This window comes from Nitrospira sp., from assembly GCA_029194535.1.
GTDB lineage: Bacteria > Nitrospirota > Nitrospiria > Nitrospirales > Nitrospiraceae > Nitrospira_C.
Window position 1 is genome coordinate 71,699 of the sequence record JARFXR010000001.1, and the last position, 22,075, is coordinate 93,773.

Consider the following 22,075-nt stretch of genomic DNA (forward strand, 5'->3'; position numbering starts at 1 on the left):
CCGGGCTCAGGCCTGAATCGATCAGATGAACGACGCGACCAGCGCATTATTCCACCCCATGCCCCTGACCTTGCCCGTCCTCCTGACCTTCGGGATTTTCCTCGCGGACATCCTGGCGCCCACCGGCATCGCCGTCTCCGTACTCTACGTCCTCCCGCTGCTTCTGACCTTCTTCTCGCACCGCGAGGGTGCGCCGCTCGTCGTCTGCACCGCCGCGACGGCGCTGCTCTGGGCGGACTTGGCGTTCAGTCCCGAAGGCGCGCCAGCGTACGCCATGGTGAACCGCGGCTTGGGCACCGGCGTGCTCTGGTTGATCGCGTGGCTCTTGATCCGCCACAAGCGCGCGCAATCCTCGCTTGAGACGACGGAAGCCGGACGCCACCAAGCCCTGGAGGCCTTGAAGGCCGAACGTACGGATGCGCAAGGGCTGCTGACGGCCGCGCAAGAAGCGCGGGCCTATGCGGAGACGGCCGCAATGGGCGCGGTGGCCGGACGGCGAGAAGCGGAAGAGCGCTACCTGATCACGGAACTCCGGCTGGAGGGCATCATTCAATCGGCGATGGACGCCATCCTGACGGTGGACGACCGGCAGCGTGTGGTCATGTTCAACCGTGCGGCCGAGCTGATGTTCGGCTGCCCGCAGGCGGACGCGCTGGAACAGCCGCTCGACCGCTTTATCCCCGCCCGCTTCCGCGAGGCGCACCGGCATCATATCGAAAACTTCGGGCGGTCGGGCGTGACGGCGCGCAAGATGGGCGCGCTCGGCGCCGTCACGGGCCTCAGGGCCGACGGGGAGGAGTTTCCGGTCGAAGCCTCGATCTCGCAAATCGCGGTCGAGGGCAAGCGATTCTACACGGTGATTCTCCGCGATCTCACCGAGCGACGACGCATGGAAGAGCAGCTCCGGCGGACCGAACGGATCGCCGAGCTCGGCACCCTCGCGTCCGGCATGGCGCACGAGATCGGCACGCCCATGAATGTCATTCTTGGCCGCGCGGAATATCTGATGGATCGCGTCCGAGAAGAATCGGTCAAGAAAGGCCTGCAGACGATCATCGTCCAAGTCGAACGCATCACCAGAGTCATGAACCAGCTCCTGGCCTTCACCCGCCGGAAGCCGCCCATGCGTGGTCCGGTCGACCTGAAGACGGTCGTGGGGAACGCCGTCGAGATGTTTCACGAACGACTGACGCAAAGCCGGACCAGGCTTGAGCTGGATCTCGTCCCGATCTGTCCCGCCGTCTCAGCCGATGCCGACCAGATCAGCCAGGTCCTGATCAATCTCATCATGAACGCGCTCCACGCAATGCCGGAGGAAGGCACCTTGCGGATCCGGCTTGAGCCCCGAACCGACTCGGTGGCGCTGTCGGTCACCGATACCGGCCAGGGCATACCGTCCGACATCCTCGGCCGGGTGTTCGAGCCGTTCTTCACGACGAAGGAGTTCGGAAAAGGCACCGGCCTCGGCCTCACGGTCGTAAAGGGCATCATCGACGAGCATCAGGGGTCCATCGCGGTACAGAGTGCGCCGGGCAAGGGGACCACGTTCACGATTCTGTTACCGACGCATCGTGAAGGCTCAGGTTCAGGTTGAGAGGCTCTGGGGCATCTCGCAACAGCGTTCGATGCTCCCCTGTCGTCTTTCTCGCCAGTCGTCCTGCCCCTCCTCCGTCGCGGAGGATGAGGCACCGGAAAATCGCGACCTTCGCATGCGGTCTCACGGCGGCACGTGCCTTGCTCGTCCAGGTCTTCGTCTAGGACCGGCCTTGCGAACCGAAAAGGAGACGATCGTGCTTCACCGCCGTACCGAAGTTGTACTGATCGTGGAAGATGACCGAGAGATGCGCAGTCTGCTGTGCGACGAGTTCTGGAGCGCCGGCTACCAGCTTCGGGAGGCACGAGACGGAGACGAGGCTTTTCAGGCCGTCCTGCAGGCCGTGCCGGACCTCATCCTCACCGATCTCCGCATGCCGGCCGGAGGAGCGGAATACATCAGCCGCCTGCGGACCGTGGCGCCCGCCTGCCCCATCGTCGTCATGACCGCCTTCGGTGACCCGGCTGTCAAGGCCGCAGTGCTCGACGCGGGAGCCACAGTCTACTTCGACAAGCCGGTCAGAGTCGGGGAGCTGAAAATCTGCGTCCAGCAGCTGTTGCTCAAGCCGGGCGAATCACGCCCCGAGACCACTCCCCAGTCGCCCCCTGAGCGAACATGGACCACCAAAAATATCACATAGAAGAGGAAGAGAGGGACAACCGAGATGGCCGGATCTCCGCAAGACGCGACCCGTGACTCCGCTGTCGCCGACCTTGTTCTGAACGCCCGCATCGAAGCGATTAAGTTGCTCGCCGGAGGGCTGACCGATCGGGTGGCCGTTATGGACAGTCATTTCAACGTGATCTATGCCAACGACGCAGCTTGGTCGACGGCCACAGGAGAAGGTCGGCATGGCGCAAAGTGTTATGAAGCCTTCGCCCGCCGGAGCGAGCCCTGCGAAGCCTGTCCGGCCTTCAACGAGATCGAGACGCGGAATGTTTCGACGACTTGCGCCCCCGCCGAGTACAACACCCCTTGCGGAGTGCGTCAATTCTTTCCCCTCGTCTCGAGCCGTGGAGAGACGACGTCCATGCTCGTGTTGTTCAGGCACGAACCGGCTCGTGAGGCGCCGATCCAGGGATCCGGACCCCTGCCCCCCCGGAATTCCCTGTGCGGCCTGGTCGGGCGCAGCCCCGCGATGCAGGAACTATTCGATATGATCGCGCTGGTGGCGGACAGCTCCGCCCCCGTGCTCCTCCAAGGGGAAAGCGGGACCGGCAAGGAATTGGTCGCGCGAACCATTCACGAATTGAGCGAGCGTCGGACCCGACCCTTCGTCGTCGTCGATTGCGGATCCTTACCCGAGACCCTGCTGGAAAGTGAGTTGTATGGACACGTCCGCGGGGCCTTCACGGGCGCCGCTGCGAACAAGCGAGGGTTGTTCGAATCGGCCGACGGCGGGACCATCTTTCTCGACGAAATCGGCGACACCACGCCGACGTTTCAGGCGAAACTGCTTCGCGTCCTTCAGGAAGGCGAAATCAGACCGGTGGGGGGCACCGAGCGAATCAAGATCCACGCGCGGGTCATATCGGCCACGAACAAGGACCTCGCCGAACTCGTCAAGACCAAGGGTTTCCGGCAAGACCTTTATTACCGATTGGCCGTCTTGCCCTTGTTCCTGCCGCCGTTGCGCGACCGCCGCGAGGACATCCCTCTGCTGATCAAACGGTTCCTCGCAGCGGCCTGCGAACGACACCGCCAGCAGCCGCGCACGATATCCCCCGAGGTCCTGCAGGCGCTGAGCGAGGCGGCCTGGCCGGGCAATGTGCGCGAGCTGCAGCACTACATCGAGCGCGCGGTCGTCACCACCGCCGGCCCTTCTTTGACCTGCGCCGACATCGTCGCCATGGGATCCGGTTCGGCGCACGATCTCCGATCCGTATCACGCCAGGCCATGAAGGAGGCTGAGAAAGCGCGCATCGTCCAGGCTCTGGCGCAGGCCGGCGGCAATCGAGTCAAAGCCGCCAGGTTGCTCAAGATCAGCCGTGCCAGCCTGTATACCAAACTGCGCAGCTATCAGATCGAGTAGATCAGGCTATCTGTTGCTGCTTCATCATCATTCGTTCCATTAGTTCCATCGGCATCCACGAACGCTGAGCGAATCCGAGACTCCGGTCGGAGTCTCGACTCACCCTGTCCCGTTGCATGCGGCGATCGGCCTTCGAATGCGGCACGGCCGATCTCACGACCTCCTGTCCCATTGTGCGTCAATTTGTTCGGAAATCTGTCCAACAGATTGGACAGCGTAACGCGCTGATTTTCCTCGACCCGCCTAAAACCTTCATGAAACTGTCCAAGTCGCTGGAACGTACGCCAAGCTCGGTGCCTTCACCGCTCCGAACCGAAAGACATAAGCCCTTTATCTGGCCGGATATTCTTGTTCCGCATCGGCGGCCGCACATCGGCACGGCTATTGCGCTAGGTGACGAGCGCTGGTGAAGGTCTGGGTGATTAGGACCGGCCTCCGAATAACCCTCCCTTCGTAAGAAGGAAGCCTTCACCAGCTCTTAACCCTCCAAAGGAATGACGGCCGGAAGTCAGTCGGAGGCCGGTTCTCTTTCGACAAGGAACCAGGGAGAGCACGTTGAAGACTCAACAGCCAGTGTGTTTCAACCAGCCGCCCACAGTGGCGGGCACAACAGGGGGAGGCCGTATGTCTCATCATAAACCACAACGTAGGCGGAAGCGCACGAGTGCCGCTTTCATGCTGCAAAGTGCGCTGCTCGCCGGAAGCCTGCTGGCGGCACCATGGCCGTCGGTTGCGGGAGATGCAGGCTCGCACGATGGCCATGCCACCCAAGTGGCGTTGCCCGGATGGACCCAACAGCTGAAAGGCCAGACGGTCGTGGAGGACACGATCGAAGGACGGCCGGAACGATCGGAGAAGATGGAGCTCCAGCACCATCGCCTGATGCGCCGGCTCGAAGAGCAGGCCCAGAAGGACGCGCAGGCGCAACAAACCTCCGGCGCGTTCAACAACATGTCCATGATGCACCAGTACATGGGCCAGGACGGCAGCAGCTTCCTGCTCATGACGGATTCGGGCAAGGGCGAGCCGGTCCTCTCATCGGGAGGCAAGTGTCCGGCCAACGCGCCGACGAAGACCTATGACGTGTCGATGATCAACATCGAAATCACGTTGAACCGCTGGCTCGACTACTACCCCGGCTACATGTATGTCCTGAGCGAGGACCTCGAGAAGGCCCGCGCAGAGGAAGCCAAGAATAAGGCGGCCCGCGAAAAAGACGGCTATGACCCGGGCGCCGTCAGCACCGGATTGCAAGGCGACGTGATTCAACCGCTGGTCCTCCGCGCCAACCAAGGCGACTGCGTCAAGATGACGCTGCGCAACCAGATGGAGAGCGAGGACGGCAGCCTGTTCATCCAGGCCTCCAGTATGATCGTCAGCGCGACCGGCAAGCCGGCCACGACCACGAATCCCGAGTCGATCGTGGCGCCGGGCAAAGCCCAGGAGTTTGAATGGTATATCCATCCGCACATGCAGGAAGGCGTACGGCAATTCCATTCGTACAGCCATGACCGTGAATTGACCGTGTTGGGCCTCTTTGGAGCCTTTATCGTCGAGCCGAAGGGCTCCAAGTACTTCGATTCACTGGGTACGGGCCCGGACAAGCCGGTCAGGACCGGCTGGCAGGTCAATATCGACAACGGGACCGGGCCGGATTTCCGCGAGTTCGTGCTCTTCTACCACGAGATCGGCGACGAAGCCTTCCGCCCGTTGAACAAGAAGGGCGACTTCCTCCCCCAACGCGATCCGCTTACGGATGCCTACCGTCCGGGCGGCCGCGCGATCAACTATCGCAGCGAGCCGTTCGGAATCGATCAGATGCACCTGCAGCATGAATATTTCGGCTTCGAAGACGAATCGATGGCCTATAGCGCCTACACCTTCGGCGATACGCCCACCACGATCGCCCGCGGTTATCTGGGCGAACCAGTCAAATGGCGGCTGGTCCACGGCGGTTCCGAGGTGTTCCACTCGCATCATCCGCACAGCGGATCGATCCGCTGGCAGCGGAGCCCGGGAACAGAGCCCAACAATCTATGGGCCATGGGTCAGGACGGGCCGGTGAAATATCCCGTCGTCCGGACCAAGTCGGACCGCGTGGACGTCGAGGTCATCGGGCCGTCTGAGGCGTTGGACCTGGAACCGGAATGCGGCGGCGGCGGCTGCCAGCACTTGGCAGGCGAGTTCCTCTATCATTGCCACGTCGCCCATCATTATGTGGCGGGCATGTGGGGCTATGGCCGCTTCTACAACACGTTGCAGGTCGGGTCGGCCCATACCGACACGATGCCGGATCTACAAGAACTGCCGGACCGGAAGGGTCGCATTAAGCAGGGCGTCTCGTCCGACAAACTGATCGGGACCACCCTCGATTGGTTCGGCAAGACGTTCAAGATCGTCGACAAGAGCCAGAAGACCAACTGGAAGTCCGATCCGGTCATCGTGAACATCAAGGATTGGGTCGAGATGTTCGTGCCGGCGCAAGGGCAACCGGGTCACACGAACGACGAAAAGGGCCAAATCCTGTCCTATGACTCGACGGTGTGGGACTGGAAGTGGGACGGCAACATCGCGCGCGGCGAACGCGAGAGCACCGCGCAAAATCCTAAGTATCAGTGGGCCGCGAAGTGGGATGACGGCACCAGACCCGCGATCCTGTTCGATCCGACGACGGGGAAGCTGGCCTGGCCGCTCTTCAAGCCGCACTTCGGCAAACGCGTGCCGTTCTCGGCGAACCACAGCGGCGCGCCCTGGCTGGAGCCGATCCACCAGGATGCGAACGGCGAACGGACCTCCGAGCCGGCCAAGCCGGGCGAGCAGGGCCGTTGGAGTCTCTGTCCCGACAACGCCAATCAGAAGTTCTACAACATTCACTTTGCCCGGATGCCGATCACCTTGGCAAAGAAGCAGGGCAAAGAGCCGGCCATCGTGGACAAGGACGGCCTCATCTACGTGCTGCACGAAGAAGAGCGTCTGATCCGAGCCAACGACGACCTCAAACTTCCCGCGGTCATTCGCGCGAACGTGTATGACTGCGTGGACCTGGTGCTCACCAGCGAGTGGGACGACGACGACTACACCAACTTCCAGTCGTCCAAGATCAACATCCATCCCCACTTCTTCCAGTTCGACACGGGGAACTCGGATGGCGTGATCTCCGGATTCGAATATGAGATGTCCGTGCGCCCGTTCACCATGTTCGGGAAGAAGACGAAGCACGGGCTGCCGGCGCCGATGGTCGCCAAGCTTGTCGGAGGGGCCAAGGCGGGAGCCACCAGCATCAAGATCCAGATGGCTCCTGGCGCCACGGCGTTCCATGTGAACACCGAAGTTATGGTCGGTATGGATTGCCTGGAGAACGGCAACGACGCGACCGCCTCGCTGCCGCGCGATAAGAGCTGCTCCGAGGTCGCCCGCATCAAGGACATCAAAGGCGATCAGGTGACGTTCTTCAAACCGCTGAAGCACAACCACCCGGCCAACGATCTCGTGTCGCCGGAGTTTGTCCGCTATCGGTGGTGGGTGGACGTCGATATGGGAACCGTGTTCTGGCATGACCACGCGTTCGGCGCGACGACCTGGCCGCACGGCGGGTTCGGCGTGACGCTGGTCGAGCCGTTCGGGTCGACCTATCACGATCCGAAGAACGGCAAACTCGTCTACAGCGGTCCGATCGCAGACATCCACAGCAACGAGCCGATCGGCGCCGGTGTCAGCGGCAGCTTCCGTGAATTGATGGTATCCATCCACGACACGGTGCCGCACACGGTCAACATCATCGAAGCCGGGAATCCTCCCGGACAGCCGGTGGAGGTGGCGCTCGAGGCGGGCAAGACGGTGTCGTTCCAGATGCCGGAGAAGATTCTGAACGCGCCGAACAAGTACATCAACGGCGGCACGCACACGACCGGCAGCGGGTTCAACTTCCGCGCGGAACCGTTTGCGCAACGCCTCTCGAACAATCCGGATACGTCCAAGCTGTTCAGCAGTGCGATCCATGGAGATCCTGATACCCCGTTGTTGCGGGCGTACACAGGCGACACCATGGTGTTCCGTCTGCTGCACCAGCTGATGAACGAGTCGCACGTCTGGACGATCTCCGGCCATACCTTCCTCACGGAACGGTACGCGGCGGACGCCAATCGGAAGAACTCGATTCACGTCGGGATCGCCGAGCGGTATGACCTCGTGACCAAGGCGGGAGGATTCCAGGGCATGCCGGGCGACTACATCCACTTCAACGGCCGAAGCTCCCACTTCGCCGAAGGCGGATGGGGGATCGTGCGTGTCCTCGATAAGGAAACGGCGGATCTCAAGCCGCTGCCGAAGGGGACCAACCCCCTCGGAATTCCCGCGACTCCGAGTTCCGTCTGCCCGGCCGACGCTCCCGTGAAGAGCTTCAACGTCGTGGCGTTGGATCGCCCGATGAAGCTCAACCAGAAGGCGCCGGACGTGATCGAGGTGGATTTCGAACGGAAGATTGAAATGACCATGCCGGAAGGCAAGATCTTCGCGCTCGAAGAGGAAGCGACGACGGTGGCCAGCGGGACGACCCCGCATCCGCTGACGCTGCGCGCCAACCTGGGCGATTGTATCAAGGTGAGTCTGAAGAACAAGATGAAGGCCAGCCGGGCGTCCTTCTTCGCTCCTGGATTGGCCTTCGATCCGAAAGACAGCCAAGGCTTGAACGTCGGCAACAACGGCGGCGATCAGACCATCGGCCCAGGCGAGAGCCGTGCCTATACCTACTACGCGCATCCTGCCAACAAGGAGACGACGTCGCTGGTATGGGACGGCGGCAACGTCGTCGTCAATCCGCGCAACGGATTGTACGGGGCCATCATCGTCGGTCCGAAAGGATCGCTGTACCGCGACCCTGTCACCGGTGCCGACCTGTCACAGAAAAACTCCTGGAGGGCCGACGTCATCGTCGACGCCAGCCTGCCGGAGAACGTGGGCAAGCGGAACTATCGTGATGTCGCCCTCTACTTCCAGGACGAGGACAACATCATCGGAACCGCCTTCATGCCCTACGTGCAGAACGTGGCGGGGTTGACGTCGGTGAACTACCGTGCCGAACCGTACAAGTTCCGTGAAGAACAGGGCTGCTCGCTGGGCAAGATCTTCCAGCCCTGCGTCGTGGACAAGCCCGAAGATCCGGCCACGCCTCTGATCGAGGCGCACGCCGGCGACCCGATCCGAATTCACGTGATCGGGGCCAACAGCGAGCAGAACGGGATGTTCGGGGTCGAAGGCCATGAATGGCCGATCGAGCCCTACATGCCGGGCGCCGACATGATCAGCGTGGTGGAGTATGCCGGTTCCGAGACTCTCGATGTCTTCATCCGCGGCGGGGCGGGCGGACCGTATCGCCTGGCCGGAGACTTCGTGTGGTCGAACAATCGGCTGCCCTACACGCAATCAGGGCAATGGGGCTATCTCCGGGTGTTGCCGGTCGGCGACTCACGGATTCAGCCGCTGGGCGCCGTCGGCATGGGAGCCAAGCGGGCTGATGCCGCGCCGCAGCCTCAGGCTGTTCCGACCGCTTTGCGGTAGAACAGTAAGGACCAGGGTGTGAGGACTGGGGGCTAAGAGCATTCGACCTCAGTCCTCAGCACTGATCACTCAACAAGGGGGGGAGCTGCGCCGACGGTGTAGCTCCCCTGTTCTTTAAGAAGTCCTGAGTGCTGGGTGCTGAGCCTCAAGTTGGACAATGCAAGTTTTCGAACTTCACTACTCAGCGCTGGTTTGAGAAGGGGAGGCCGGAGTTATGCGCATGAAACACAGTATCGCGATGGCGATGATGGTCGCTTGCCTGAGCGGCACAGCCTTCGCCTATCAAGAAATCACGGTTGCAGAAGGCGGCACGGTGACCGGGACCGTGACACTCGAGGGGAATGTTCCCAAGCCGAAGGGGTACAACCTCACGACGTTGCCTGACCCGTTCTATTGCGGGCGCATTTCCGACGGGCAGGGCTGGCGCATCCTGCAACCGTTTCAGGTCGGGCCGATCGGCGAGTTCCGTGAGGTGGTGGTCTATTTGGAGGGGATCGACAAAGGCAAGCCGTTCGAGGACAGGGGGCTGCCGCAAATCGAGGCGAAAGACTGCCTCTTCAATCCGTTCACGACCGTCGTGCGAGACGATCAGACGGTGACGGTCGTCAACATGGATCCGGTCATGCACGACATTCAGGCGTACGAGACTTCCCACCTGGGCCCGCGCGTCCTGTTCAACGTGCCGCTGCCGATGAACCCGCAACACCCGCGCAACTTCAAGGATCGGAGCGATGCCGCCTTGTACCACAAACACATGGCCGGGGCGCCGATGAAGCAATTGGTCAATCTCAGCAAGGGCCGCCGGATCTTCGTCATGCAATGCGGCTTTCACGCCTACATGGAGAGCTGGGGGCTCGCCGTGACGAATCCGTACTTCGCTAAGACAGACGAGCAAGGTCGCTTCACCATGACTGATGTGCCGCCCGGCACCTATAAGGTGGTCGTCTGGCATCCCTACATTCGAAGCGCGATTGAGCAAACGGTGACCATCGACCCGAAGTCGACGACGGAAATCCGTATCGCGGTCCCGGCTCCCACGGGGCGTTTGTACGCGAACGAGGTACTGGATCATGCGTACGTCCGTTACAACGTCACAGAGGACACCCAGAAAGAAATCGAGCCGATGGTCGAGAAGCAGGACCGCTGAAGAGGGGATGGACGCATAGAGGAGCAAACGGGGTAGCGGGATATGGGGGTAACGGGACAAAGGAGTGAATGGAGACTGGCGGTCGCGCTCTTGATTTGCCTCTGCGCGCCTGCGGCACCAGCCGAGGCCGATCACGAATCGTCGAAGCAACCGCCGCTCTGGACGCCGCTTGACGGACCAGAGCGGCTCGCCGCGATGGACACGCCGGGAGGCATGGTCGAGGTGCCGGCCGGCTGGTTCCTCATGGGTAGCGATCCGAAGCTCGACCGAGCGGCAGGACCGCAGGAACTGCCTCAGCGCTCGGTGTTTCTCGACCGATTCGAGATCGATCGTTACGAGATATCGAACGTGGACTACCTGCGGTTCGTCCTGGCCATGGGAGCGGATTGGCCGCAGTTCTGGCGCGAGAGTCCCTTCCCGGAAAAGGCCGCTCTTCACCCCGTTATCAATGTGAGTTGGAATGACGCCGATGCCTACTGCCGGTGGGCGGGCAAGCGGCTGCCCACGGAAGCAGAGTGGGAAAAAGCGGCGAGGGGCGAAGACGGGCGAGTATTCCCGTGGGGGAATGAGCCTGCCGGCTGGCTCAAGAGCAACATCGCGCATCCCGGTTCCAAACGTGGATTCAAGTACCCTCCGCTCGCGAACGTAAATCGCTATGACCGAGGCGTGAGCCCTTATGGCGTGCATCAGATGGCGGGAAACGTCAGCGAGTGGGTGGCTGATTGGTTCGATCCGGAGTACTACCAGCGTGACGAGAACAAGAATCCGCCCGGGCCGCGGCATGGAGCCGACAAGGTGTTTCGCGGCGGGTCATGGAACGAGGATCCTGAAGTCGCCCGTTCGGCCGGACGGAATGCCGGCGCGCCCGATCGCCGGAGTTATCTCACCGGATTCCGCTGCGCGCGATCAGAGACGAGGGTGAACGGTCATTGGTCAATGGTGAAAGGCGGAGAATCGAATCAACACATTGATTCCACCCACCATTGACCATTCACTATAGGACATCGCAACAACAAGGAGGCCGTATCGTGAAACGAGATATCCTAGAGAGCCGGCGGACATTGGACTGGACGATCACTGCGTGCCTGATTGTTGCCGCCCTGATTGGTCTGACGCGCATTGCCTGGGGATTGGACACGCAAGACATCACGATCGAGTGGACCGAGCAGGGCAAACAGATCGCCTCAGACCGGGTGGCGAACTGGAAAACGAAGGACGAGATGATGCTGGTCCCGGCCGGAGAGTTTCTGATGGGCAGCGACAAGAAGTTCGACCGGGTCGCATACCGGTCGGAGCTTCCGCAGCGGCGGGTGTACCTGGATTCGTTCGAAATCGGCAAGTACGAAGTGACGGCGCTGGAGTATCTCGCGTTCGTCCTCGCCACCGGCCGCCCGCCGCAACTGGATTGGCGCTATGACGGCGGGAATTTCCAGGAGGCGATGGCGCATCACCCCATCATGCACGTCACCTGGTACGATGCGGATGCCTACTGCCGCTGGGCCGGGAAGCGCCTGCCCACTGAAGCCGAATGGGAAAAGGCCGCCCGAGGCGAAGACGGCCGGATCAATCCCTGGGGTAATCAACCGGCCGGGTTGAGCCGCGTGAACTTCGGCCGTACAGGCCTGTCCGGGCCTGTGAGGGATCGTCCGGAGAGGCTGCTGCTCTATCCGCCGATTATTTCGGTCGACAAGTACGAGAACGGCGTGAGCCCGTACGGCGCGTATCAGATGTTGGGGAACGTCTCGGAATGGGTGGCGGATTGGTACGACAAGGATTACTACGCCACCGCGCCCGACCGGAATCCCACAGGTCCGATGACCGGGACCCAGAAGGCGTTCCGCGGCGGGGGCTGGATGGACAGCACCACGACGATGCGGGCGGCCATGCGCAACGGGACCGATCCGAACACCAAGATCAACTGGATGGGTTTCCGCTGTGCGAAATCGGTGGAAACGTCAAACGTCAATCGACAATCGTCCATCGAATCGGACGACCGGATGGCGCGTCTCCGCGAATGACGACTGACGTATGACGGGAACTCCATCGTGAATTACTTATTCACCACGCTGATGTCTCGGGCCGGCGTGCGCATGTCAGCGCATCGCTCGAAGGAAGGGCCGTGCTCCTCGACGACAACCGAAGAGGAGAGACATCATGCAGATTCATCGGAGGAAGAGCAGCCGGACCATTGGAGCGTGGCTTGTCGGAATTGCAATCGCCGCGGGAGTCGTTGTCTGTGGTGCCTCGCAGGCTTCTGCTGAGGAAGAGACGACGAGGACAGGCAACAGGGTTTTTTTCCGCGGGGGATTCGCAGCGCTGAACAGCAGTCGGGGAGGGGAGCTGTTTACAAACGTCCATGGACTCGCCGGCGGCCCATCCAATGACGACAGCACCGGCTATTATATCGGCGCTGGAACCGACTTGATGCTGACGCGAGACGCCTGGGGCTTGGCGGACAAAGTCGGCATCCTTGGCGAAATCGGCATGGAGTACAATCGCTTTAGCTCACAAACCGTCGCGAACTCCGATACGGCGTTGACCGGCGCTCCTTTTTACAAAACCCAGGTCACCATGCTGACGATCGACGTGGCGCCGAAGATAAAATTCCGACAGGGGACCGACTTCCAGCCTTGGCTCATCCCGGTCGGCCTGGACTTTCACGTGATCAGCCCACCTTCAAATCAAACGAACTATCTCGACATCGGGGCGCAGTTCGGAGTCGGCGGTGAAGTCCGCGTGTGGAAAGAATTATGGCTCGGGGTGGACGGTCGATACCATTTGGCATCAGGCGCGACAAATACCGTCAACAACTATGGAACCGTGGGCGCCTACGTAGGCATCGGCTTTTAATAGGACACCGATAAAGTCCGCGAGCGGCGTTCTCCCATCGCTCAGAGCCTAACGACAGAGACAGGCAACGGTAACGCATCCGCACGAGGGCGGGACGGTGACCTCCATCCCACCTTGTTGATTCCCTGGGTCGCCGTCCGTTCTCTTCAACAGCGTCGCCGGCCTCTCATTGACCGGCGGCACGCTGCTTCTCTCCTTCATCCTCGCTCCAACGGTCAGGAAGGACTTCGTCCCCGGAACGCCGACTCCGTCGGCGCGGGCGTGATCTCTCCTGTCCCTTTCTGCAACAGCCGTGGAGCGCGACTTGGGGCAGGGCTCCCCTTGTCTCCGATCTCAGGTACGAAACCGCCCAGATTTTCCGGCGCAAGCGTCCGGCTGCGGGCTCTCAATTTGCGGTTTCTTCCTTGCACTCTCGGGCTTCCATGAGAGGGAAGGTCTGTGTTATCGCGATGCTGCTGTGGGTGGTCACGCTCGGCGCCGCCGGATGGGTGTTCGTCAAGGGCTGGACGGTACCGGGTGTCGACGGCCGCACGGAAATCCTGCTCGCTCCCGCAGAGCGCGATCAAATCCTCGGGGAAATGCGCCATCTCCTGAAGGCCGTGGACGGCATCCTCAGAAGCCTCGGGGAGCCGCAGCCGGACCTGCCGGCCGCAGAGCAAGCGGCGAGGGCGGCGGGGATGGCAATGGCGGCGGACGTCAATCCGGCGATCATGGCCAAACTTCCCCTGCCGTTCAAACAAATGGGCATGTCGATCCACGGAGACATGGATGCGCTGGCGGATGCGATCGTCGAGAAGGAAAGTTCTCAGCAGATCCTGCGGCGCCTGTCGAGCATGACCGCCCGCTGCACGACCTGCCATGACCTGTATCGACTGAGCGCCGATCAATTGTCGCGCCCTCGGTAGCGATCGGCTGACAGCGCGAACGCGAGAATCGGATGCCATCACGCGCTCCTCGCACCCATCCATGGACGAATCCTTTTGACGGGTGAATGCTCAGAATACGCATGTTGAGAATTTCGTCCGAGAACGCGTGCCATCGGCGGCCCGGTGGCACGAAGCGGCGGGACAAAGAGGCGCTACGGCTCGGATTGCGATTATCGGAGCAGCAATCGGAGGACTGCCTGCGGCCTTTGAGGCCCGGGCGATGCTGGACAACAAGCACACGGTGACGGTGCTTTCGAACGTGGACTCGTCTCACTTCGTCTCGTCGGATCCCTGGGTAGCGGTGGGATGGCGCAAACGCACCGACATCAGTTTCGCGTTGAGGCCGGTACTGGAAAAGAAAAGGATCACATTCGTCCACGCCCCAGTGGATCGGTTCGAACCGGAGGAGAATCGGGTCATCACCTCACATGGGGAAGTGCCGTACGACTATCCGATCATCGAGACCGGACCCAAGCTGAATTTCGAGGCGGTGCCGGGGCTCGGCCCGAGCGGTTACACCCAATCGGTCTGCACCGTGGATCATGCGGAGCAGGCCTGTGGAGCCTATCAGCGTTTCCTCAAGGGCCCGGGGTGTGCGCGAACCGTTCTTGGAGAAGGCGATTGTCAAAACGTTCGGCACCGGAAAGCTGGAGCGTCAAGAGTAGACGCACGAGGCGAGCCGTGACGCAAGGGACACTGACGTGATCGGCCAGGTGGTCTTGCCAATCGCAGTCGGTCTGCCGATCGGCCTTCAGCTCGGAGCCACCGGCACCGGCGGCGCGCTCCTGGCCGTGCCGGCGCTGGTGTACCTAGCAGGCGTTCCGGCCAAGGAGGCTGCCGCCATGTCGCTCGTGATCGTGGCCGCCTCCGCATGGTTCGGCATGTGGGATTACAGCCGGCTCGGTCTCGTGCGACCCAAGGCCGCCGTGGCTTTTTCCGGAACCGGCAGCATCGGCTCTTGGCTGGGGGCCGACGGGCATCAACTTGTCCAGGGGGAGGTGCTGCTCATCGGGTTTGGGATCATGCTACTGCTGGCCAGGTACCTGACGCACCGGCACAGTCGCACCGCCCAGGCAGAGTCTGACATGAGTTGTGCTGCCCGATTTTCGAGGGCTTGTTGGCTCAAGCTGGCGGCTCTCGGCCTGGCGGTGGGCCTGTTGAACGGGTTCTTCGGCGTGGGTGGAGGTTTCCTGATCGTGCCGGCGTTGACCCTCTTCGCCGGCTTCGCCGCGCGCGAGGCTGTGGGCACGTCGCTCTGTGTCATCGCGATCATTTCCCTGGGCGGACTGGCCCGGCATCTGGAAACCGGCGTCCTTCATGGCCCCCTACTTCCGCTCGTGCTGCTCGGGAGCGCGGCCGGCATGCTTCTGGGCGCGCGACTCGGCCAGATCGTTTCGCCCCCGACGATGGGTCGAGTGACCGCCTCCATCACAGTCGTCACCGCGGTCACCCTGATCGCGGTCAACACCGCCAAGATTCTTCGGCTGTCACAATGAACCTCCCATCGGCCTTCCGTGAAGGACACCGGTCGATGCCGTCCCGGAGAGGCGGCAGGCTATGGACATCACAACGGTCGAAACAATCAGGTGATTTCTCCCGCTTTCCGCCCTGAATCTTTCGAGCCGTTCCTGGCCTCACATCAGCAGAAGGAAAGGAGAGTCCTGATGAAGCTGAATGAATTGTTGCGGTTGATTGCCGGTGTCTTCGTCCTGCTCGCGATATTCCTGGGCGCCACGGTGCATCCTTCTTGGAATTACTTTGCCGTATTCGTGGCCCTCAACCTCATCCAATCGGCTTTCAGCGGCTGGTGTCCGATGATGGCCTTGTTGCGCAAATTCGGCGTGCAGGAATAAGACGTTCGCCGATCAGGAGCGAGGAGGAGACGGAGCGTGAGACCGTGGCTGATCGTGCTGATGCTGCTCGCAGGGTGCGACTCCAAGGACGATCCGGCCCCTTCCGTCGTATCGGCGGCTCCACAAGAGGTGATTCAGTCCGCGGTGGTGGACATCAAGACCGCCCAGGTTCCCGTCCGAGTGGAGGTCACCGGACAGGTTCAGCCGACGTTCCAGGCCACGTTGGCGAGCCGTATTCAGGGGACGATCGACCGGTTGCTCGTGCGGGAGGGGACGCAGGTGTCAAAGGGTCAGATCCTGATTCAGCTGGACAATCGCGACGTGAAGGCCGATCTGGCGCGCGCCACGGCGGAAGAGGAGAATGCCAGGGGACACCTGCACCGCATGCAATCTCTGCTGAAAGATCAAGCCGTCTCACGGCAGGAAATGGAAAACGCGGCCCGCGCCCAGTTTCGGGACGAGATACCCGTCACGAGGAGCGCTTCACGGAGGAAGAGCCCGCCGTGTCGGTGGCCATCGCCAAACAGGCCGGCATCAATGCCGTCACGGTGGCGCACGACGTGATCCGCAAAGTTGAAGAGATGAAGGGCCTGACGATCCCGGCTGATGTACGCGTCACCGTCACGCGCGACTACGGAGAGACCGCGCAGGAGAAGGCCAACGAACTCCTGTGGCATCTGCTCATTGCCGTCGTCGCGGTCGTGGCCTTTCTCGGTGTCGCGCTCGGACCGCGCCCCGCGCTCGTGGTCTCGATCGCGATTCCCCTCACGCTGGCGCTGACCCTTTTCACCTCCATGCTGATCGGGTACACGATCAACCGCGTCACGCTGTTCGCGCTGATTTTTTCCATCGGCATTCTGGTGGACGACGCCATTGTGGTGGTTGAGAACACCTACCGGCATCTGACGTTGCGGCTCAGGTCCCATCGCGATGCCTCCATCCATGCCGTCGACGAAGTCGGGAATCCGACCATCCTCGCAACCTTCACGGTCATCGCGGCGCTGCTTCCGATGGCCTTCGTGTCAGGCCTGATGGGGCCCTATATGCGTCCGATTCCCGTGAACGCCTCGATTGCGATGTTCTTTTCGCTCCTGGTGGCGTTCGTAGTCATTCCCTGGTTCTGCCAGACCTGTTACCGACCCGGCGCCGCAGTCTCGGGGGTCGATCACGAGAGGAACGAACAGAGCCTCACCGCGCGCCTGTACCGCCGCCTAGTTTCGCCGCTCTTGACGCACCCGATCCTGGCGTTCGTGTTCCTCGGGGGGGTTGCCGCGTTGCTCATCGGGTCCTGCCTGCTCTTCTATACGCATCACGTGGTCGTCAAGATGTTACCGTTCGACAACAAGAGCGAGGTCCAGCTGGTCATCGATATGCCGGAAGGGACCACGCTGGAGGAATCGGCCCGCGTGACGAAGGCTCTCTCGGAGTATGTGCGCACGATTCCGGAGGTGCGTGACTATCAGGCCTATATCGGCACGGCATCGCCGTTCAATTTCAACGGCCTGGTCCGCCACTATTATCTGCGGGAGCAGCCGCACGAGGCCGATATTCAGATCAACCTGATGGCGAAGGATCAACGCGCCGCGCAGAGTCACGAGGTCGCCCGGCGGATGCGGCCTCACGTACAGGAGATCGCCCGCCGCTACGGCGCCAATGTGAAGATCGTGGAAGTGCCTCCGGGGCCGCCGGTGTTATCGGTGCTGGTGGCCGAAGTCTACGGTCCTGATTACGGCCGGCAGCTCGCCGTCGCGCGGGAGATCCGCGGGGTGATGGAATCCACCCCCGGCGTCGTGGACGTGGACGATGTTATCGAGGCGGAGCAGGCGAAATACCTCTTCACGGTGGACCGAGCGAAGGCGGCGCTCGCGGGGATTCCGTCGGAGGACATCGTCAACACGCTGCGCATGGCGTTGGAGGGGACGAACGTCGGCTTGGTCCATATTCCACGGGAGAAGAGTCCCGTGCAGATCATGTTGCGATTGCCGCTCACGGCGCGGACCGGGCTTGAGCATATCGGGGAGATCGCATTGCGGACGAAGACCGGCGGCCTTGTGCCGCTGTCCGAACTGCTCGTGGTCGAGCACACCATCCAGGAGCAGGCGATCTACCACAAGAATCAGAAGCCGGTGGTCTACGTCGTCGCCGACGTGGGAGGTCCCGGCGCCGAGCAGGCGGAGAGTCCGGTGTACGGCGTCCAGGGTGTCGGGAAGAAACTGGAAGGCTATCAACCGGCCGAGGGTTATCAGATCGAGCAGTACTACGCCAGCCAGCCCTGGTCGGAGGATAAGATCGCGATCAAGTGGGACGGGGAGTGGCACATCACGTATGAAACGTTCCGCGACATGGGGATCGCCTTTGCCGTGGCGCTGCTGCTGATCTATCTGCTCATCGTCGGTCAGTTTCAGTCCTTCCTCACCCCGGTGATCATTATGGCGCCGATCCCGCTCACGCTGATCGGCATTCTGCCGGGGCATTGGCTGACCGGCTCGTATTTTACGGCAACGTCAATGATCGGATTCATCGCGCTGGCCGGTATCATCGTCAGGAACTCCATCCTACTGGTGGATTTCATTCAACTCCAGGAAGAGGCGCGGATTCCGCTGTTCGAGGCCGTGATCAAAGCCGGCGCGATCCGCACCAGGCCGATCCTCTTGACGGCCGCCGCCCTGATGGTCGGCGCCTTCGTCATTATTCTGGACCCGATCTTCCAGGGGCTGGCCGTCTCGTTGTTGTTCAGCGTCGGCGCTTCTACCCTGCTGACGCTCGTCGTCATTCCCGTGTTGTACTTTCACATGAGCGGACGTCGGAGGTGAGGCACGAAGGGCACGGGAGACCACGGCGCCCCTCGCGCCCCGATCTTGTGTTACAGTTCCGGCGGCAATCTGTCATGCGCGCCACTCGACGCCGAATGCGAACAGGAAAGGGCCGTCCGGCATCGCGCCGCATGATCATCGGCCGCTCTTGTCCATGAAGATCACGCGAACGTCTTTGCCTCTCGCACTCGGCGCAGTCATTCTGGGACTGTCGGGATACGTGCTGGCCCGTTTCATCGGATCCCCCGGCCTGCCCGAGGGACTGATTCAGGCGAACGGCCGCATCGAGGGTGACCACATCACGGTGGCCAGTAAGTTTCCCGGCCGCATCGTCGAGCTGGCCGCCCGAGAAGGTGCGAAGGTGGTCAAGGGGGCCGTCCTCATCCGGCTGGATGATGCACAGACGAAGACCAAGGTCGACCAGGCGGCCAGGCTGGTCGACACGATCTCCGCGCAGGTGGAGGCTGCCCATACGCAGCTTGCCGTGCTGAATCTGGACGTGCCCCTCAGCATAGAAGCCGCATCGGCCAAAGTGGCCAGCGCGAATGCGGCCGTGCAGAAGGCCCGCGCGGTGGAATATGAAGCGCGTCGCGACGTAGCGCGGATGCGCGCGCTCATCCGCGAGCAGGCGGTCTCGGAGCAGCAGCTGGACCAGGCCGAAGCCCGATGGAAAGTTTCGGCTACCGAGATCTCTGTCGCCAAGGCCGCCCTCGACCAGGCCGCCAAGGAATTGGGGCAGGCCGAATTGGGTTGGCAGCGGATTCGATCAAAGGAAGCCGAGGTGTCGGCGCTGGAACGGCAGCGGGATCAAGCGGACGCGGCGTTCGCTGAAGCACAGAGCGTCCTGCAGGACCTCACCATCGTCGCTCCCGCCGACGGAACGGTCACCACACGAATGGTCGACGTCGGTGAAGTGGTGGTCAGCGGCACGCCGCTCCTCGAGCTGGTCGATCTCGATCGACTCTATCTGCAGGTCTACGTCCCGGAAGTACAGATCGGGAAAGTCCATCTCGATTTGCCTGCCCGCATCTATACGGACGCCTTTCCGGATCAGCCGTTCGAGGCGACCGTGCGGTACATCGCCTCCAAAGCCGAATTCACTCCCAAGGAAATCCAAACGCCCGACGAGCGGGTCAAGCTGATCTATGCCGTCCGCCTCTATCTGAAAAACAATCCGGCACATCGTCTGACGCCCGGCCTGCCGGCCGACGCCGTGATTCGCTGGAACGACGGCGCGGCATGGGCGCGGCCCCGGTAGGCGGACCGCGCCGATCTCCGGAGGTAACGACGCTTGCAGGCGCCCAGTGAAAGATCCCATCATGAGCCATGATGTTCCGGTCGTCCGCGTCTCCGGACTCGTCAAGCGCTATAAGCGGCACGAGGCCGTCAGCGGCGTGGATCTGACGGTCAAGCCAGGCGAAATTTACGGCCTGATCGGGCCCGACGGCGCAGGGAAGAGCAGTCTAATGAAGGCCATCGCCGGCGTGCTGTCCTATGAGGAAGGCCGTATCGAGGTCTTCGGCATGCTGGTGGATTCCGAGCGGACCGCCGAAGCGGTGAAGCCGCGTCTTGGCTTTCTCCCGCAGGGCTTGGGATTGAACCTGTATCCGGAACTGACGGTCGAAGAGAATATCGACTTCTTCGCGCGACTACGGCTGGTCCCGGAAGAACGGCTGAGGGAAGACAAAGCCCGCTTGCTGGCCATGACACGGCTGGACCCGTTCCGTGAGCGGGTGACGAAACACCTCTCGGGCGGGATGAAGCAGAAGCTCGCCTTGATTTGTACGTTGATTCACCAGCCGGCCCTGGCCATTCTGGACGAGCCCACGACGGGAGTGGACCCTGTTTCCCGACGGGATTTCTGGACCATCCTCACCGAATGGTTGGACGCCAAGGGTATGACCGCGCTCGTGTCCACCGCCTACATGGATGAAGCAGTCCGGTTTCACCGTCTTTCGTTCATGTCCAAAGGACTGGTCTTGGCGGCAGGCAGTCCGTCTGAGATTCGCGCTCTGGCCCAAGGTCTGGTGGTGACATTCGAAACGAGCCATCAAACTGAGGCGGTCGAGCGGCTCAAGACGCGTTACGTCCAGGTCGAAACCCTTGGACCGTCCATCCACGTCTTCAGTCCCGAAAGGAACGCCGACTTGGCGCTCGCGGGGATCCGGGCCACGTTGGACGGACTGCCAGTCGATCATGCCCATACGGATGATCCGGAATTAGAAGACGTGGTGGTGTCACTGCTGCTGCAGGAACGCCAGGGCCGCCCCGCCATCCGTGCCGAGACGGGCACGTCCCGGGTCGACGGCGCACGCGCTCGCTTCGAGGGTCCGGCCGTCGAAGCTCGAGATCTCATCCGAGATTTCGGCGACTTTCGGGCGGTGCATCGGGTGAGTTTTTCTGTGAAGCCCGGAGATATTTTCGGCCTGCTGGGCGCGAACGGCGCCGGGAAGACCACCGTCATCAAAATGTTGACGGGCATCCTGCCTCTCACGGCAGGTGAAGGGTGGGTGGCCGGTGCCGATATGCGTCAGGCGGGCGGGGCAATCAAGGAACGCATCGGCTATATGTCCCAAGCGTTCTCCCTCTATTTGGATTTGACGGTCGTCGAAAACATCCAGCTGTTCGCCGGCATTTACGGGTTGTCCCGTCAGCAGACGCGACAACGGATGGCCTGGATCATCAACATGGCGGGACTCACAGGCTACGAGACCGATCGAACGGGAAAACTGCCGATGGGCGTGCGCCAACGGCTGGCTCTGGGATGTGCCCTGGTCCACCGGCCGCGCGTGTTGTTTCTGGATGAACCGACGTCCGGCGTCGATCCGATCGGGCGCAGACGGTTTTGGGAGATTCTTTCGCAGCTGGTCCGCGAGGAGAGCGTGGCGATTCTCGTGACGACCCATTATATGAGCGAAGCGGAACATTGCGGCCGGCTCGGACTCATGCACGCGGGACGCCTGGTAGCGGAAGGCTCGCCTGCAGATTTGAAGCGGGAACTCGTCCGAGAGATGGGGCTGCTGCTCGAAATCACGACCGACCAGCCGGCCCGTGCGCTGGCACAGCTGGCGAACCGCGGCATGATCCATGCCGCTCTGTCGGGAACGGCCATCCATCTCTTGTCACAGGACCCGACTCGGGATGAAGCCCGGATTCGAGCCGTGCTGTCCGATTGCGGCATCTCCGTGGAGGGCGCACGGACGAGACAGCCGAGCCTCGAAGATGTGTTCGTGTCCCGCGTCCGCGCCTTGGAACACCAGGCGCCGGAGACGCTGTCGGCTCGACGCGGCTCGTAAACCCCAGG

Annotated in this window: 16 protein-coding genes; all 16 read left to right on the top strand. The window is 62.0% G+C overall.

Features of this window, described 5'->3' with window-relative positions; all coding sequences use genetic code 11:
* Positions 1–25 precede the first annotated feature (25 nt).
* The 16 genes from P0111_00290 to P0111_00365 all read left to right on the top strand — a co-directional run bounded on the left by P0111_00290 (position 26) and on the right by P0111_00365 (position 22,067).
* Positions 26–1,594 carry an ATP-binding protein gene (locus P0111_00290; GenBank protein MDF0642439.1) on the top strand — a complete coding sequence of 523 codons (1,569 nt, stop codon included), beginning with the start codon at positions 26–28 and terminating at the stop codon, positions 1,592–1,594.
* 196 nt (positions 1,595–1,790) lie between these two features.
* Entirely contained in the window at positions 1,791–2,234 is a 444-nt protein-coding gene (locus P0111_00295; protein ID MDF0642440.1) for a response regulator, read from the top strand.
* A gap of 24 nt (positions 2,235–2,258) precedes the next feature.
* Positions 2,259–3,626, top strand: a complete 1,368-nt coding sequence (locus tag P0111_00300) for a sigma-54 dependent transcriptional regulator (GenBank protein ID MDF0642441.1) — start codon at positions 2,259–2,261, stop codon at positions 3,624–3,626.
* A gap of 675 nt (positions 3,627–4,301) precedes the next feature.
* The gene (locus P0111_00305; protein MDF0642442.1) at positions 4,302–9,182 is read left to right on the top strand and encodes a hypothetical protein; all 4,881 of its coding nucleotides are present in this window, start codon (positions 4,302–4,304) and stop codon (positions 9,180–9,182) included.
* A gap of 220 nt (positions 9,183–9,402) precedes the next feature.
* Positions 9,403–10,329 (top strand): carboxypeptidase regulatory-like domain-containing protein, encoded by a 927-nt coding sequence (locus tag P0111_00310; protein MDF0642443.1) that lies wholly within the window; start codon positions 9,403–9,405, stop codon positions 10,327–10,329.
* A gap of 42 nt (positions 10,330–10,371) precedes the next feature.
* Complete coding sequence (locus P0111_00315; protein MDF0642444.1) at positions 10,372–11,316, top strand: SUMF1/EgtB/PvdO family nonheme iron enzyme; 945 nt, start codon at positions 10,372–10,374, stop codon at positions 11,314–11,316.
* A 41-nt stretch (positions 11,317–11,357) separates the two neighbouring features.
* Positions 11,358–12,347, top strand: coding sequence for an SUMF1/EgtB/PvdO family nonheme iron enzyme (locus P0111_00320; GenBank protein ID MDF0642445.1), 990 nt, complete (start codon positions 11,358–11,360; stop codon positions 12,345–12,347).
* A gap of 136 nt (positions 12,348–12,483) precedes the next feature.
* Positions 12,484–13,179, top strand: coding sequence for a hypothetical protein (locus P0111_00325; GenBank protein ID MDF0642446.1), 696 nt, complete (start codon positions 12,484–12,486; stop codon positions 13,177–13,179).
* A gap of 449 nt (positions 13,180–13,628) precedes the next feature.
* Complete coding sequence (locus tag P0111_00330; protein MDF0642447.1) at positions 13,629–14,084, top strand: hypothetical protein; 456 nt, start codon at positions 13,629–13,631, stop codon at positions 14,082–14,084.
* A gap of 127 nt (positions 14,085–14,211) precedes the next feature.
* Positions 14,212–14,790 (top strand): FAD/NAD(P)-binding oxidoreductase, encoded by a 579-nt coding sequence (locus P0111_00335; GenBank protein MDF0642448.1) that lies wholly within the window; start codon positions 14,212–14,214, stop codon positions 14,788–14,790.
* 16 nt (positions 14,791–14,806) lie between these two features.
* Positions 14,807–15,601 (top strand): sulfite exporter TauE/SafE family protein, encoded by a 795-nt coding sequence (locus tag P0111_00340; protein MDF0642449.1) that lies wholly within the window; start codon positions 14,807–14,809, stop codon positions 15,599–15,601.
* Between the two features lie 168 nt (positions 15,602–15,769).
* Entirely contained in the window at positions 15,770–15,958 is a 189-nt protein-coding gene (locus tag P0111_00345; GenBank protein ID MDF0642450.1) for a DUF2892 domain-containing protein, read from the top strand.
* A 36-nt stretch (positions 15,959–15,994) separates the two neighbouring features.
* Complete coding sequence (locus P0111_00350) at positions 15,995–16,522, top strand: biotin/lipoyl-binding protein (protein ID MDF0642451.1); 528 nt, start codon at positions 15,995–15,997, stop codon at positions 16,520–16,522.
* Positions 16,462–18,771, top strand: coding sequence for an efflux RND transporter permease subunit (locus P0111_00355; GenBank protein MDF0642452.1), 2,310 nt, complete (start codon positions 16,462–16,464; stop codon positions 18,769–18,771). The genes P0111_00350 and P0111_00355 overlap by 61 nt, the downstream gene beginning before the upstream one ends.
* Positions 18,772–18,925: 154 nt before the next feature.
* Positions 18,926–20,029 carry an efflux RND transporter periplasmic adaptor subunit gene (locus tag P0111_00360; protein MDF0642453.1) on the top strand — a complete coding sequence of 368 codons (1,104 nt, stop codon included), beginning with the start codon at positions 18,926–18,928 and terminating at the stop codon, positions 20,027–20,029.
* Positions 20,030–20,090: 61 nt separating this feature from the next.
* Entirely contained in the window at positions 20,091–22,067 is a 1,977-nt protein-coding gene (locus P0111_00365; protein ID MDF0642454.1) for an ATP-binding cassette domain-containing protein, read from the top strand.
* Positions 22,068–22,075 lie beyond the last annotated feature (8 nt).

Bases quoted from the DNA above. Each gene is read 5' to 3' on its own strand.
- P0111_00345 (MDF0642450.1), top strand. From the start codon at position 15,770: ATGAAGCTGAATGAATTGTTGCGGTTGATTGCCGGTGTCTTCGTCCTG.
- P0111_00290 (MDF0642439.1), top strand. From the start codon at position 26: ATGAACGACGCGACCAGCGCATTATTCCACCCCATGCCCCTGACCTTG.
- P0111_00330 (MDF0642447.1), top strand. From the start codon at position 13,629: ATGCTGCTGTGGGTGGTCACGCTCGGCGCCGCCGGATGGGTGTTCGTC.
- P0111_00310 (MDF0642443.1), top strand. From the start codon at position 9,403: ATGAAACACAGTATCGCGATGGCGATGATGGTCGCTTGCCTGAGCGGC.
- P0111_00365 (MDF0642454.1), top strand. From the start codon at position 20,091: ATGAGCCATGATGTTCCGGTCGTCCGCGTCTCCGGACTCGTCAAGCGC.
- P0111_00315 (MDF0642444.1), top strand. From the start codon at position 10,372: ATGGGGGTAACGGGACAAAGGAGTGAATGGAGACTGGCGGTCGCGCTC.
- P0111_00305 (MDF0642442.1), top strand. From the start codon at position 4,302: ATGCTGCAAAGTGCGCTGCTCGCCGGAAGCCTGCTGGCGGCACCATGG.
- P0111_00300 (MDF0642441.1), top strand. From the start codon at position 2,259: ATGGCCGGATCTCCGCAAGACGCGACCCGTGACTCCGCTGTCGCCGAC.
- P0111_00360 (MDF0642453.1), top strand. From the start codon at position 18,926: ATGAAGATCACGCGAACGTCTTTGCCTCTCGCACTCGGCGCAGTCATT.
- P0111_00325 (MDF0642446.1), top strand. From the start codon at position 12,484: ATGCAGATTCATCGGAGGAAGAGCAGCCGGACCATTGGAGCGTGGCTT.